Annotated in this window: 8 protein-coding genes; 5 read left to right on the plus strand and 3 right to left on the minus strand. The window is 70.6% G+C overall.

The window, feature by feature from the left end:
- Positions 1 to 101: 101 nt before the first annotated feature.
- The gene (gene mobF / locus ACJTNH_RS14775) at positions 102 to 3,770 is read right to left on the minus strand and encodes a MobF family relaxase (RefSeq protein ID WP_458176888.1); all 3,669 of its coding nucleotides are present in this window, start codon (positions 3,768 to 3,770) and stop codon (positions 102 to 104) included.
- A gap of 593 nt (positions 3,771 to 4,363) precedes the next feature.
- Positions 4,364 to 4,669, minus strand: coding sequence for a WhiB family transcriptional regulator (locus tag ACJTNH_RS14780; RefSeq protein ID WP_458176890.1), 306 nt, complete (start codon positions 4,667 to 4,669; stop codon positions 4,364 to 4,366).
- A gap of 535 nt (positions 4,670 to 5,204) precedes the next feature.
- On the opposite strand from ACJTNH_RS14780, the gene ACJTNH_RS14785 reads away from it, so the two are divergent.
- From ACJTNH_RS14785 to ACJTNH_RS14805, 5 genes are all read left to right on the plus strand, one after another.
- Positions 5,205 to 6,023, plus strand: a complete 819-nt coding sequence (locus ACJTNH_RS14785; protein ID WP_458176892.1) for an alpha/beta fold hydrolase — start codon at positions 5,205 to 5,207, stop codon at positions 6,021 to 6,023.
- The gene (locus ACJTNH_RS14790) at positions 6,020 to 7,753 is read left to right on the plus strand and encodes an EAL domain-containing protein (protein ID WP_458176894.1); all 1,734 of its coding nucleotides are present in this window, start codon (positions 6,020 to 6,022) and stop codon (positions 7,751 to 7,753) included. The genes ACJTNH_RS14785 and ACJTNH_RS14790 overlap by 4 nt, the downstream gene beginning before the upstream one ends.
- Positions 7,754 to 7,959: 206 nt before the next feature.
- Positions 7,960 to 10,047 carry a methyl-accepting chemotaxis protein gene (locus ACJTNH_RS14795; protein ID WP_458176896.1) on the plus strand — a complete coding sequence of 696 codons (2,088 nt, stop codon included), beginning with the start codon at positions 7,960 to 7,962 and terminating at the stop codon, positions 10,045 to 10,047.
- Entirely contained in the window at positions 10,044 to 11,600 is a 1,557-nt protein-coding gene (locus ACJTNH_RS14800; protein WP_458176898.1) for a chemotaxis protein CheW, read from the plus strand. Before ACJTNH_RS14795 ends, ACJTNH_RS14800 begins: the two co-directional genes overlap by 4 nt.
- A gap of 832 nt (positions 11,601 to 12,432) precedes the next feature.
- A protein-coding gene (locus ACJTNH_RS14805; RefSeq protein WP_458176900.1) for an IS3 family transposase occupies positions 12,433 to 13,607 on the plus strand; the annotation gives its coding sequence in 2 pieces (ribosomal slippage) (positions 12,433 to 12,745 and positions 12,745 to 13,607; 1,176 coding nt in all).
- Here the strand turns inward: ACJTNH_RS14805 and ACJTNH_RS14810 are convergent.
- The gene (locus tag ACJTNH_RS14810; protein WP_458176902.1) at positions 13,574 to 13,828 is read right to left on the minus strand and encodes an ArdC-like ssDNA-binding domain-containing protein; all 255 of its coding nucleotides are present in this window, start codon (positions 13,826 to 13,828) and stop codon (positions 13,574 to 13,576) included. The two genes, ACJTNH_RS14805 and ACJTNH_RS14810, sit on opposite strands and share 34 nt — an antisense overlap.
- Positions 13,829 to 15,066 lie beyond the last annotated feature (1,238 nt).

A 15,066-nucleotide genomic window follows, 5' to 3' on the forward strand; every position in this document is an offset into this window, starting at 1 on the left:
TGTGAATCTGGCCCTGGCCAGCGCAGTCTCGGCTCGTCTGCTGACCCGAACGCTGACACCGCGCATGGGACTTGTCTTCCGGCTCCCGTCCCCCTGGGGATTCACCGAGACATCCCCAGGCCCGGCTCGGGATGTAGTGCAAGCCGTCGGACGTCCTCGGGCCGCGGCGGCCGGACGACCAGCTGCGGTGGCGCCGACCGGGAGGCGAGTGTCAGGTCGGTGGCGAGCTCGGGGTCGTGGCGGGCCCGCCAGTGGTCACGCTCTCTGGCCAGCTGATCGACCAGCTGGGCGAGGAGAGCAGGCTCGGCCCTCAGGCTCGCGATGCGAGCGCGGACGGCGGCCAGTTCGGTGTGGACAGTGGCGATTTCCCGGTCGGTGTCGGCCAGTCGCTCCGCCGGGTCGAGGGTCCAGGCGAGAGATCCGAAGCGGGCGAGCCGGTCCTCGTGCTGACGGCGGGCGTCGGCCACCGCGGCCCCGGCGTGCCGGTGGGCCTCCTGGGCGGCGTCGGCGGCCGCGCGCAACCGAGCGTGCTCCGGGTGGGCGTCCTCGGCGTGCTGGCGGGCGTAGGAGTCGACGGCGGTCCACAACCGCGGCCGGTCGTCGGACCGGTCAGCCAGGCGCGCGATCTGCTGCGGGTCTGTAGGCATGGCCGGCAGGCAGGGCCGCCAGGCGTCCGCCCAGTCGACCATCTGCTCGCCGGCCCGGTTCACCGCCGCCCGCCGCAGCCGGAGCCGGCCGGGACCGTCGAGCACGATCTGCGCGGCGTCGCGGGCGGCGTCACGCCCGGTGTCCCAGCCGTCGAGCAGCGTGTCGCGGATCCGGTCGGTCTCGGCCGTGACAGCCGCGCCGCTGGCGTCGGCCCGCGCCGTGGCGTGGCGGGCGTCGATTTTTGTCTGCCGGTATGCCTCGGTCAGCGCGGCGGCCCGGTAGGCGTTCGCGGACTCGAGCGCGACGATCTCGCGCAGCGCGTCCCGGCGCGGCAGGTCGTGGGCGAGCCGATCCAGGCAGCGTTGCTCGGCCGTCCAGGCCTGATGCAGGTCGGCGAGCGCCTGCTCCAGCGGGCGCTGCTGGGCGTAGTGGGTGGCCTCGGCGGCGGCAAGCCGGGCGGCGTCCGCCGGGCCGAGATCGGCGCGGTCGCGGGCAAAGACCGTGAGCCACTGCTGGCGCGCCTCGGCGGGGTCGGTCGCGACGAGGTGGGCGGTGTTGGCGGTACGGCCGCGGGTCATCCCGACGTAGGCCGCGGCCGCTCCGGTGTCCTCGCCGACCACCAGGTGTGCGGCGGTCACCGTGTCGCCTTGGGTGCCGTGCGCGGTGGTGGCGTAGGCCAGTTCCACGTGCGCGGTGACGTAGTCGGCGGGCAGCACCCGCGCCCCTGTCCCGGCCGGGGTGACGGCGAGGGTGACAGCGGGGGTGACAGCGGCGAACGCGCCGCCGGCGGGGGTGACATGCGGTGTGCTGGCGGGGGTGACGAGCAGCCCGCCGTCGGCGTCGACGCCGGTGACCGTCCACACGTCGCGGTTCGCGACGGCCAGGTCGCGGTCGTTGCGGCGGGTGGCGATCCGGTCGCCGACGCCGATCCGCTCCCCCGCGCCGGTGACCACGACGCGCCGGTCATCGACCCGGCCTTGGGTGATGAGTCGGTCGCGGATGGCGGCGTTGAGGGCGGCGGCCTGCTCGCGGGTGGCGACCACCACGGCCACCCGCTCGCCCGCGGTGTAGCCGTCGGCCGCGCCGGCGGCGAGCGCCTCCTGCAGCGCCTGCGGGTCGGGGTGGAGCCGGATCTGCCCGCGGGCCAGCAGCGCGTCGAACACGGTGCCGGGGTTCTCGCCGGAGCGCATCGCAAGGGTCAGGTCGGCGTACTCGGTGTCAGGGACCGTCACCCGGCCGTCGGTGCGGGTGAAGCGGTGCACCCCGACCAGTGTCAGGTGCTCGGTCGGGTCGACCTGGGCCGCGGCGAGGTCCAGGACGCCACCGCGACCGACCGCCGGCAGCTGATGCCGGTCACCGAGCAGGGCGACGTGCACCCCGCACTCGTCGGCGACCGTCAGCAGGGCGTGGGCGGTGTCCTGATCCAGCATCCCCGCCTCGTCCACGACCAACAGATCCCCCGGACGCAGCCGCGCGCCTCCAGTGGGCCCGACGTACGCGCGGCCGGTGACCGGGTCGGTGTGGCCGGCGGCGAGGCGGGTCCACGCGCCGTCGGCATTCCAGCGCCAGCCGTACTCGAAGGCCAGCCGGGCCGCCGAGCCGGCGACCGCGCCGACCTCCGCGGCGGCCACCTGGGCCGCCTTCAGCGTCGGGGTCACCACCACCAGCCGGCGGCCCTGCCCGGCGAGCACATTCCTGGTGGCGGCCAGCGTGGTCGTCTTGCCGGCGCCGGCCGCGCCCTCGATCACCACCAGGCGCCGCCGGCCGGCCAGCGCGGCGACCGCCGCGGCCTGCCCGGGATCCAGCCGAGTGGCACCGGCTACGGCCTCGGCCGGTGGGATCGGGTCGGTGTCACCGGCGCCGGCCGGGCGCGCGGCGGCGCGGGCGGCGAGGCGGGCGGTGAGGTCGTCCTCGACGGCGAGCACCGGTCCTGAGGTCCAGGCCCGGACATGCTCGGGCAGCCCGCCGCGGTCCAGCAGCGGCACGCACCGGTCCATCGCGCGGGCGGTGAGGTCTTCGGCGAGCTCGATTCGCACCGTCGGGTCAGTGACGATGCCGGCGGCGGCGAGCAGCTGCTCGACCTCCCCGCGCACGTCGGCGGCGTTCCACGCCGAGCGGGCGGCGCCGAGCCGGGCCAGCGCCCGGCCCACGATCTGCTCCCGGTCCAGGCTGCCCACCGGGGTGAGTGTCAGGCCGGCGGGGACATTCCGGTCGCGGTAGCCCAGGGCGACCAGCTCGGCCGCCCACCGTGCGGTGAGGTCCTCGCCGGGCTGGGGCAGCACCTTGTCCGGGCGGCCTGCTGCCCACGCTCGCGCGTCCCAGGAGCGGCGCAACCCGGGGCCGGGGGATTCGCCGGGATGCGCCGCGACCCATTCTCGTTCGTACCGATCGATATTGCGGGCGATCTGCGCGGTCCGCGCGCTGAAGGGGCCGACGAAAGCCGCCAGCTGCCGTATCTCCCCATCGGCGTTCAACGCATACCCGTGGGCGGCGAGCGCAGCCCGGAATTGCGGGTCACAGGCGACCGCGGCGTGCCCGATTCCGTTGATTGCGGCCAGAGAATCGCGGACGCCGACGGTGTGCAGGCCGCGCCATTTCCCTGCCGCGAACACCCGGGCGTTGATCTGCAGGTGCAGATGGCGGTGCGGATCCCCGGCCCGCGACGTGTAGTGCGCCACCGTCACCGCCTCGGCCACCTGCACCGGCACCGGCACCTGCCCGCCGCGCGGACCGACCCGGGTGGTGGCGTGCTGCCCGAGCCAGCCGATGATCTGCTCGGTCGCCCGGGCCTGGGCCGCGTCGTAAGCCGTCGCGATGTCCGGATGCAGCGCCGCGGCCAGCGACCACGTCTTCGGGCCGTTGACCACCACCTCTACGAACCGCACGGCCCGGTCGTCGTCCCGCAGGTGCCCCCGCGGCTCGCCGGTGCCCGGGTCACAGCCGGCAACCCACGTCTCGTAGGCGTCACCGGTCAGCGGCGCCAGCTCGGTCACCCGCCCCTCGGTGACGGCGAACCGGCGGGCGACACCGGCGCCCTCGGTGAGGTAGTAGTCATCCGCCCGACCGCGGTCGGCCTCCACGTACTGCCGGGCAGCCGCCGGCGCGCCGGCGTAAATCTTCATCCCGCCATGCATTCTCAACGCCACCCAACAGTGACCAACAAGTCACCCCTAGAAACGCCGATGGGCCCCGCGAAGCGGGGCCCGACCTACCTCCGAAGGTAGCATGCGTGCCGTTCTATCTGGGAGTGCTCGAACGCCGGAGAGTGGCCGATCTGAGTCAATGCGCGAGGTGCCGGCGTTTTAGTTGCTCGAAGGCGTTGAAGAGCTTTGAATGGTTGAGTTGCGCTGCGATCAGTCGTGCGACACCGACGGTAAGGCCGTGCGGGCCGCGAAAGCTGCCACTTGCTCGCCGATTAGGTTCGTCTCCGCCCTGCGCCGGAGTCGCTTCACGATCGCTCACGGTGCGACAGCGCCCCCGTCGTTCGCGCAGGACGCTTGCAATGGGACAGGCCCGGCAAGGACGAAACAGCACGTACTCGTTCCAGTGCCGGCCGGATGGTCACCGACTCACACGCTTGCCGGCTATGGCCACCATCATGATTGGGGCAGCATCGCCGCGGGAGGTTGTGACGCCTCGTCGACAAAGTCAGCGGCAATGTGAACCGAGGATCAAAGCCAACCCCGAGATTGCGGATTCGTCCGAGTCATTGTGGTCAAGAGACAGTGCGGCGAGCAAGCCGACGACGCTGCCGCTCGGAAAGCCCACCCCAGACGCCGAATCGTTCGTCGTTGGCGAGTGCGTACTCAAGACATTCGATCTGAACCGAACAGTCGGCGCAGACCTCTTTCGCCTCACGCGTCGAGCCGCCCTTCTCCGGGAAGAACGCCTCGGGGTCGGTCTCCGCGCACAGCGCTTCGTCCCGCCATCTTCCGGTGTCCTCCGATGCCGCAAGCCCGTAAGGCTGCGCCGCAAGTTGCCGTGCGGCGCTGGCATCTTGATCCGATGGCACCTGAGCCATAATGACAACCTTTGCTCTCCTCCGGCTCGAGCTGCGCAGCTGAATGCGCCCGATGCCGAGGACAGGCATTACACGCGTGTCTTGGTCGGCCGGTCAAGCGACGTTGTAGATCATGACGAACTCCGGACCCGCCATGACCAGCATCGGGAACCGGCAGTCCAAGGCCGTGACCACCGCATCGAGCGGGGTCGGCGACCAGCCCCGTCCGAGCGAGATGGGGGGCCAGTCGGCCCCGAGCGTCCGCGGCTGCTACTCCGCGCGGGCTCTCCCGCGACCAGGCGTCCAGTCGCCCGTCCAGCGTGGCACCCCCCTCTGAGAACCCCGACTGTCGACCTGGTTGCGCGACTGGGCGGGAGATTGACCCTGATGTCCCTGTCCGGGTCCGACGTCGGGTTCTTGCCCATCAACTCCTCGGGGTGAGCGACACGTCGATGCCCCTCAAGGCCCCTCGCCACGCAGCCGTTGAGAACAGAGTCGATGTCCTCGTACTCGACGTTCCGGGGAAGCTCTCGAGTGGATGGCAATGGAGGTCGTGATGCAGGTCTCGACGGTGGCTGAGCGCAACAACGTGACGACGGCCGGCCTGGCCGAGGGGCCGGTGGTGCTGTTCGCGCACGGGTTCGGCTGTGACCAGGACATGTGGCGACGGGTGCTACCGGCGTTCGTCGAAGACTACCGGGTCGTACTCTTCGACCACGTCGGTGCCGGCCGGTCGGACTCGGCGGCGTACGAACGCGACAAATACGCATCCCTGGACGGCTACGCCCGGGACATCCTGGAACTGTGCGCGGAGATGGACCTGCGCGACGTCGTCCTGGTCGGGCACAGCGTCAGCGCGATGATGGCCGTCGTCGCTGCTGCCGCTGAGCCGTCGCGCTTCTCCCGCCTGGTTCTAGTGGCCCCGTCGCCGTCGTACATCGACGACCCGAGCACCGGCTACGTGGGCGGCTTCTCCCGCGCCGACATCGACGACCTGCTCGCGTCGCTGGACAGCAACTACTTCGCCTGGGCGGCGGCCATGGCCCCGATGGTGATGGGCAATCCGGACTGCCCTGAGCTGGGATCCGAGCTGGCCAGCAGCTTCTGCCAGACCGACCCCGACATCGCCCACCACTTCGCCCGGACGACCTTCCTCTCCGACACCCGGTCGCTGCTACCGCAGGTCAGCACGCCGGCCCTGATCCTGCAGTGCTCCGATGACATGCTCGCCCCACTCGAGGTCGGGCAGTACGTGCACGAGCAGTTGGCCGGCAGCACGCTGGTCCAGTTGGCTGCGACCGGGCACTGCCCGCACGTCAGCGCGCCGGAGGAGACCGCGACGGCGATCCGGCACTACCTGCGGCCGGATCGGTGAGCGACACCGGCCCGGTGGACGTCGACTTCGAGGCGCTGTACCAGCAGGCGCCGTGCGGCTACTTGGTCACCGCGGACGACGGCACGATCACCGGTGTCAACGACACGTTCCTGTCCTGGACCGGCCATCCCCGTGAGGATCTGATGGGCACTCGGCTGCAGCAGCTGCTGCCCGTCGGTGACCGGATCCTGTTCGCCACCCATTGCACGCCGCAGCTGTCGGTGACCGGTGCCGTGGCCGAGATTGCCGTCGACGTGGTCGGAGCGGACGGCACACGACGGGCGGCTCTACTGTCAGCGGCCCGCACCCCGGCCACCGACTCGAGCCCGGCGGCCGTCCGGGTGATCATCTTCAGTGCGCACGAACGGCGGCAGTACGAGAGAGAGCTGGTGGAGGCGCTGCGTCGGGCGGAGGAGTCCGACGCCCGCCGGGCCAGCGCCGAGGCGCACCTCCAGCACTTGGCGCTGCACGACCCGCTGACCGGATTGCCCAACCGCGCCGGGCTGACCTTGCAGCTGGAGGCGACGTTCGCCGAGCCGAGTGCCCGCCCGGTGGCGCTGTTCGTCGACCTGGACCACTTCAAGGCCGTCAACGACAGCCTCGGCCACGCCGCCGGGGACGAGCTGCTCATCGTCGTGGCGGAGCGTCTGCGATCCGCCGTGCGGGACACGGCCACCATCGCCCGGCTCGCCGGCGACGAGTTCGTGGTTCTGGACGCACTCGGCGACGCCGAGCACGCGACCACCATGGCGGAGCGCCTGCTCGAGGTGCTCACCGCGCCGGTGATTCTCCAGGGCTTGGAGATCATGGTCTCGGCCAGCATCGGAGCCGCGGTCGCCGATGGCGAGGAGACTCCGGAGCGGTTGCTGCGGCACGCCGACATCGCGATGTACCGGGCCAAGTCCCGCGGGCGCAACTGCTGGGAGCTGCACGACCCTGCCTCCACCGATCCCGCGGCGGACCGGCTGCTGCTGCTCGGTGAGCTGCGGCGCGGTATCGACTCCAGTGAACTGCGGCTGCACTACCAGCCGCGGATGGACCTGCGCACCGGGCGTGCGGCCGGCGTGGAGGCGCTGGTGCGCTGGGCGCATCCCGTTCGAGGACTGCTGCCGCCTGCTGAGTTTATCGAGGTGGCCGAGGAGTCCGGGCTGGTCCGGCAGCTGGGCGCCTGGGTACTGAACGAAGCCGTCGCCCAGGCCGCCCGATGGCAGGACGTCGATGGCCTGTCGCTGGAGATGGCGGTGAACCTGTCCCCCCGCCAACTCGCCGATCCCGAACTCCTGGGCGTGGTCACCGCCGCCCTCACCCGGCACAGCCTGGACCCGGCAGCGTTGACCCTGGAGATCACCGAGACGGCGCTCATGGACGATCCCGACGCTGCACTGACCACCCTCACCGCCCTTGAGGCACTCGGCGTGGGCCTGGCGGTCGACGACTTCGGCACCGGCTATGCCAGCCTCACCTACCTCAAGCGCTTTCCCGTCGACGAACTCAAGATCGACCGCTCCTTCGTCGCCGGACTCGGCACGGACCGCGGCGACTCGGCCATCGTGACCAGCTGCGTGCAACTGGCCCACGCCGTCGGCATCCGCGCCGTCGCCGAAGGCGTCGAGACCGACACCCAGCGCCTCGCCCTGCTCGACCTGCACTGCGACTTCGCGCAGGGCTACTACTACGCACCGCCGCTGACGCCCGACGCCCTTACAGCCTGGCTGGCCGACCGATCCTGACTCACCTCTCGACCGGGACCGTGAAGTCGCGGCCCGGGCGCGTGGCTGATGTGCTGTCTGATCCGCGTGGTGCGGCCGATGCGCGTGTCTGGAGTCGATCGAGTTTCGTTTGTCTAGGTCATCGGTGAGGTTGCGTACAAATTGGACGCGGACCACCAACAATCTCGGCACAAGGTCAATGTCTTCGGAGGTCCACCATGGCGCCAGTGCCGACCCACGCTGCGGTCCCCGCTCCGCGTACCGCCCCCGCCGCAGCCGACTCTGGGCTGCTCTCGGCCATCGACCGCTCCCAAGCCGTGATCGAGTTCGAGCTGGACGGCACGATCCTGCGGGCCAACCAGAACTTTCTCGCCAGCGTCGGCTACGCGCTCGAGGAGATCGTCGGCAAGCACCACCGAATCTTCTGCGACGAGGCCACCGCGCAGAGCGCCGAGTACGCCGACTTCTGGACGCGGCTCGGCGCCGGCGACTTCGAGGCCGGCGTCTACAAGCGGCTGCGCAAGGACGGCAGCACCCTGTGGCTGCAGGCCACCTACAACCCGGTCCTGGACGCCGAGGGCCGGCCGGTGCGCGTGGTCAAGTTCGCCAGCGACATCACCGAGGCAATGATCGTCGGCGCGGAACGGGCGGGCAAGGTCGCCGCCATCGACCGCTCCCAGGCCGTCATCGAGTTCGACCTGACCGGCCGCATTCTGACCGCGAACTCCATCTTCTGCGCTTCTGTGGGCTACGAACTCGAGGAGATCACCGGCAAGCACCACCGGATCTTCTGCGACCCGGAGTACGCCGCGAGCCTTGAGTACGCGGACTTCTGGAGCGACCTGGCCGCGGGCCGATTCAATGCCGGGGAGTTCCGTCGGATCGCGAAGGGGGGCCGCGAGCTGTGGCTGCAGGCCACCTACAGCCCGATCCTCGACGCCGAGGGCAAGCCATACAAAGTGGTCAAGTTCGCCAGCGACATCACCGCGGTGAAGGCCAGCAACGCCGAGTTCATCGGCAAGGTCGCCGCCATCGACCGAGCCCAGGCGGTCGTCGAGTTCGACCTCGATGGCACGATCATCACCGCCAACCAGAATTTCTGCGACGCCGTGGGCTACCGGCTCTCGGAGATCGAAGGCAAGCACCACCGCGTCTTCTGCGACTCGGCCTACACCCAGACCCGGGACTACGCGGACTTCTGGGAGCGGCTTGGTGCCGGAGAGTTCGAGACCGGTGAGTTCCGGCGGCTCAAGAAGAACGGCGACGAGATCTGGCTGCAGGCCTCCTACAACCCGATCCTCGGCGCCGACGGCAAGCCGTTCAAGGTGGTGAAGTTCGCCGCCGACGTGTCGGCCGCGAAACTGCGCAATGCCGAGATCGAGGCCCGGATCGACGCCGTCGACCGCTCCCAGGCGGTGATCGAGTTCGACCTCGACGGCATCGTGCTGTCGGCCAACGACAATTTCCTCCGCGCCATGGGCTACTCGCTGCGCGAGATCGCCGGCAAGCACCACAGCCAGTTCTGCTCGGATGAGTACCGGCAATCTGAGGAGTACCGCGAATTCTGGCTGAAGCTGGGCAAGGGCGAGAGCATCGCCGGGCGCTTCCACCGCGTCGGCAACTACGGCCGCGACGTCTACATCCACGCTACCTACACCCCGGTGCTCGACCTCTCCGGCCGGCCTTTCAAGGTGGTCAAGTACGCATTCGACGTCACCGACCAGGTCGAGCGGGAGAAGAAGGTAGCCCAGGGTGCCCGGGACATGACCAGCACGGTGCGCAACCTGGCTACTTCCATCGACGAGATCTCCCGCAGCTCGCGCACCGCCAACGACCTCGCCCAGGAGACCCAAGGCAACGCCGAGCAGGGGGTGGAGGCGCTGCGGGCGTCGCTGGAGGCGATCGGGCTGATCCAGCGTTCCTCAACCTCCATCGGCGAGATCGTCCGGGTCATGGGTGAGATCGCCAACCAGACCAACTTGCTGGCCTTCAACGCCTCGATCGAAGCCGCCCGGGCCGGCGAGCACGGAGTCGGCTTCTCCATCGTCGCCGGTGAGGTGCGCAAGCTCGCCGAGCGGTCGTTCGAAGCCGCTCAGCAGATCGGCAAGCTGATCGAGGAGTCGGCCGAACGGGTGCACCAGGGCTCGGAGGTCTCCAAGCGGGCCGAGGGCGCCTTCGAGCGGATCGCCAGCAGCGTCTCCCGCACCAACGACGCAATCCGGGTGATCTCCGAATGCACCCGGGTGCAGCAGGAGGCGTCACGGGAGGTGGACGCACTCATCACCGAGTTGTCCACCGTCGACAACGCGTCGTGACCGCAGGGACGCAGCCCGGCCGACCGGACACCGGGTCTACCACCGCGGGCGCACCGGAGGCAGCGCGGGTCTACGGCCTGCTGCGGCTGGCGGGCGTGAACGTGGCGCTGCCGCTGGAAGTGCTCCGCGAAGTGGTGCACTGCCCGGCGGATCTGGCTCCCCTGCCCGCACGGGTCATCGGTCTGCTCGGCGCGATGAACCTACGCGGCACCGTCCTCCCCGTCGTGGACCTGCAGCGCGTGCTCGGCCCGGAGGCCCCAGGGATGAACCCGTCCGGCGGCCCCTCGGCGGATCGAGTGGTCGTGGTGGTCGCCTGCGCCGGGCAGGTCTTCGGGCTGCTCGCCGACGAGGTCCGCGGCGTGACCAGACTGACGGCGGACCGCCTACTGCCCGTGTCCAACGAGAGAGGTGGCCTGCTGTTCTCGCACACCTTCCAGCATCCCGACGATGGCGGCGTCATCAGCGTGCTCGACGCCGCGGCACTGCTGCGTGAGACCGGCGTTCCGACCGTTCTGGACACCACGCGAGCAGGGGACGTCGGACCGCGATCGGTCGAGGACCGAGGGCTGCCGGGCGGGGACGTCCGCAAGCTGACCCTGGTGCGCTGCGGGGAACACATGCTGGCCCTCGACGTCGCCCACGTGCACACCACGCTTCCGCCACCGGTACTACGGGCCTCGGTCCTCGACGGCGGGCTCTGCCTCGGCGTGATCGACTACGCCGATCGCGAGGTACCGGTGGTCGACTCCCTCGCGCTGCTAGGGCTCGGCCGGCTGGGCGACGACGAGCTCGGTGCGGGACTGGTACTGAAGCTGCCGCTCGGCTACGTCGTCCTCGCGCTGAGCGAACTGCTCGACCTGGTCGAAGTCGCGGAGACCGAGGTGCTGCCGCTACCCGCACTCGCCGTTCCCGGCGGCGGCCTGCTCTCAGGCGTGATCCAGCGTTCGCGATCCGGCCCATGCCTGGTGGTCGACGGAGCTGCGTTGGCCGATGTGCCCGAGCTGGCCAGCCTGGCAGCGGTGAACACCTCCCTCGATCACGCGCCGACGGCGAGCCGACACAACGCGCAAGCAGCGGGCGATCTCGACGCCCTCGGAAAGCCGTACATGACCTACACCGCCGGCGTGGAGGTCACAACGCCGTTGGACCAGATCGCCGAGATCCTCCCGCTGTCGGCCACGATCACCGCGACGCCATCGTCCGACCGGATCCTCGGCGTGGTGGTGCACCGGGAGGCGGTCGTTCCGGTCGTCCGGCTCGCCGGCCTCCTGGAGCGAAGCGGCGAGCCGCCCGGCCCGGCGTCGTGCCTACTCCTGGTGCAAACCGATGACCAGGTCGTTGCCTTCGCCGTCGACAAGCTGAGCGGAATCGAGCCGGTCGTCTGGATCGACGCCGACCACGGGACGTCGCCATCTGAGAATCCCGGCCGGCTCCTGCAGACGGCACGCCTGGTACAGGTCGGCGACGAGACCCGCTTGCTACCCGAACTCGACCTGCACGCCCTGGCCGGCTCGTTGACCGAGCCCTCGGGGCCAGACCCGTACCGCTCGTGATGCACAGCAGTGCCGCGCGTGAGAGGTGCCCATGTTGCAGCTGCTCCAAGACGTTGAGTGGACGGGGCTTCCCCCAGGGTGCACACCGTGCGGCGGCGGGCCGCCCGCTGTCTTCTCATGACCGCCGATCGGATGGACAGCCCCACCTTCGAGCTGACGGTGCTGGAGTCGACCTGCGCTCGACGAGTCCTCACCAAGCTGCGGCGATCGAGCCGGGGACAACCGGCCACGCTGCCTCGTACGAACGTCTCATATGTCCTCCGTTGAGACTCACGAACTGCTGACCCGCGCCGCTGCATTGTTCGGCGCCGTGGCTGCTGATGGCGTCGGACTCCCGATCGAGGTGGCCCTAGAATCTGCCCACGCCGTAGCGCTGCTAACTCGCGCGGGTGCCGCCGCGTCCCCTGCGGCCCTGGTAGAAGGCGATGTGGACACCACAATCCGCGAGGCGATCGCCGTGCTTGCACGACTCGATGAGACTGCGTTCAAGAGCGAGGCGGTGAGAAGCGCTGCGATAGCCGCCTTGCGGACAATGCGCTGGCTCAGCTGAGCGAGCGGCGTCGGCCACGGCGCAGCCATAGCATGGCGCTGACGGTGGCGCCATCCCTGAGGCCGACACGAGGACGCGAACCTGATCGACATCGAGCTGGGCGGCTACCAGCGGGTGGATCACCTGATACCGACACCCCGTCGCACAACCACGGACCACGATCAGCCCGGTCGGTTTCCTGGCCGGTACCGGTGTCCATGCCCTTGGGCGCGTGGGACCTGACCCCGATCAGTGGACACGCTGAACCCAGGCTGAGCTTGGAGGAAGCGAGATGATCGGCTCGTGGTGCGCAAGGTGTACTCGGAGGAGTTCCGCCGGGATGCGGTGGAGCTGTACCGGACGACGGAGGGGGCGACGGTCGCGTCGATCGCCGCCGACCTGGGGATCATGGACACGACCCTGTCGGCGTGGTTGAAGGCCGCCGGGGTGCCGGTCCGGGGTCGCTACCCGCGGCCCGACGGCGGCCCACCGCCGGGCGGTGAGCCACCGGATCAGGAGCTGGCCCGGCTGCGCACGAGGGTCGCGGAGCTGGAGGCCAGCGAGCGCAAGCTTGGCGCCGAGCGGGACAGCCTTCGGGCGGCGGCCAAGTACTTCGCCGGGGAGACGCGCTGGTGACCCGCTTCCAGTTCGTCGCCGACCACCGGAACGCCTTCGAGGTGAAGCGGATGTGCCAGCTCGTGGAGGTCAGCCGGGGCTCGCTCTACGCGTGGGCGGCCGCCGCCGATGCCCGCGCGGCCCGCCAGGCCGCCGACGAGCAGCTGGCGGAGCGGATCCGGGCGGTGCACGCCGCCGACCGGCAGAACCGGGCCTACGGGGCGCCGCGGATCACCGCCGAGCTCAACGACGGCGCCGGAGACGGGGAGCGGGTGAACCACAAGCGGGTCGCCCGGGTGATGGCCCAACACGGCATCGCCGGGATCCGGCTGCGCCGGCGTGTCCGGACAACGATCCCGAAGCCGGCCGATGAGCAGGTGTCCGACCTGTGCGAGCGCGACTTCACCGCGCCGGCGCCGAACATCAAGTACGTCGGGGACATCACCTACCTGCCCTGCGCCAACGGCAGCAACCTGTACCTGGCGACGGTGATCGACTGCTTCTCCCGCCGGCTGGTCGGCTGGTCGATCGCCAACCACATGCGCACCGACCTCGTCGCCGACGCGCTGCTCGCCGCCGCGGCGACCCGCGGCAGCCTCACCGGGGCGATCGTGCACCACGAACACGGAGCGCAGTACACCTCCCGGGCCCACGCCGCCCTCTGCCAGCGGCTGGGCGTCGTCCGGTCGATGGGCGCGGTCGGCTCGAGCGCGGACAACGCGCTGGCCGAGTCGTTCAACGCCACCCTCAAGCGCGAGACCCTGGCCGGCGCCGCCGCCTGGAGCACGCCGGCCGAGGCCCGCCGGGCGGTGTTCGGCTGGGCCACCCGCTACAACCCGGCTACGCTGCCAACCGCGGCGTAGACACCCCACGCGTGTCCAAGATCAGGGGGCAAGGCCCCGTAGCTGCACGGCGCCAGCACGGCGAGCCCGGTGGACCTCTTGACCACGCTGCGGCCCAACATCTTCCAGGTGCCGAACCCGGCGACCCGGATCGGGCTGAAGCCCAGCCGCGCGGCCTCCAGATCGATCAGCAGCTGGTTGTTGAGGCTGTAGGTGTGGAACTTCACGGCCGCGTCGAGCATCGCCCGCCACTTGCGGGTCGGCAATGAGCGCCTGGACCTGCTAGCCGATCTGGTCGTGCAGGGCGGCGATCTTCGCCGCCCGCACGGCGTCGGCGGCTTCCCGCTGCGCGGCGCTGAAGGGGGCGCGCCTACCCCGCCCGTGCCGGTGCGGCTGCTGCTCGCCGTGCTGCTGGTGCCAGTCATCTGGACCCTCCCGGAACTGGAGCCGAAACCGGTACGGGAGGGACTGCGAAACAGGTTTCTGGCCACCCATTCCCCCGGCCCGTCCGGCGCAGAGCTCTGCTCAGGGGCCGGGAGCGACGGCGGGGGACGACCGGACCAAGACTGCTTCCGCAGCGGAGCGCCCGAAGGGCGAAAGGATCTTGGTCCGGTCGGGAGGAGGCGGCGCGGGAGGCCCCTACGCTGAGCTGCCGGACGGGTCGGGGGACAACAAGCGCAGCCCGCCGTAGGCGGACCTTGACGACGGCGCAGCCGGCGCCACGCGCAGCGCGGCCCGAAGGATGCTCCTGGCCCGGCCCGGCGGCCCCGGCGCGACCACGTCGGAGGCGCTCTCACCGCGCGCCCCGGTCACGCGACACCTCCCAAGCGGCCCTGCCGAACCAGTAACGAGCCGCGCGGTCTCGCCGGGCCCTGAGTGCGTCGCGGAAGGCCATGGGGGCGAGCGTGGCCAGGCCGGCGCTCGACCGCGGACGTCGGGTCCGGACTCGGTGGACAGAAGCTGTTGTCCACACCGACCAGTTGCGCAGGAGCGCCCCCATGCGGGGGGCCTGCCGCGGCGGGATTGGAGAAAAACAGGAGGACTACTGGAGAAGCCGTCACCCTGGCAGCGGACCTCCAGTCCTGTGGGCGCCCGGGTCGCCCGGGTGCTGACGGTCTCCCGAAGAATTCCTTCACAAGCGGGGGCAGCGCGGGTCCTGCTTACGGTCTGGGTCGCGGCGGACAACCAGGCATCGCCTGGAGACGAACTGCAGGCGGTCCCGGGAGCCGCTGACCGGGACGAGCCGAACCCGGCCGCAGTACCGGGGACCCCTTTACCGGCTGTCCCGGCGCCGCCCCCGGGGTCGGCAGATGCGGGGCCTCCGTCGCTGGCAAGAGTCACGCCGACCAGCTCCTGTGCGTCACGCCGCTACAGGAGAACAACCGGAGACCGTCAGAGAAAGCTGGCTGTGCGGTGTCACCAACGGGCCCGAAATGGCGCCTGCTGGGGTGAAGACACCGCCCACCACCGACGCCCCCCC

The sequence above is a fragment of the Modestobacter lacusdianchii genome (assembly GCF_054177765.1).

Coding starts and splice junctions, on each gene's coding strand:
- mobF (WP_458176888.1), bottom strand. CDS start 3,770: ATGAAGATTTACGCCGGCGCGCCGGCGGCTGCCCGGCAGTACGTGGAG.
- ACJTNH_RS14780 (WP_458176890.1), bottom strand. CDS start 4,669: ATGGCTCAGGTGCCATCGGATCAAGATGCCAGCGCCGCACGGCAACTT.
- ACJTNH_RS14785 (WP_458176892.1), top strand. CDS start 5,205: ATGCAGGTCTCGACGGTGGCTGAGCGCAACAACGTGACGACGGCCGGC.
- ACJTNH_RS14810 (WP_458176902.1), bottom strand. CDS start 13,828: ATGCTCGACGCGGCCGTGAAGTTCCACACCTACAGCCTCAACAACCAG.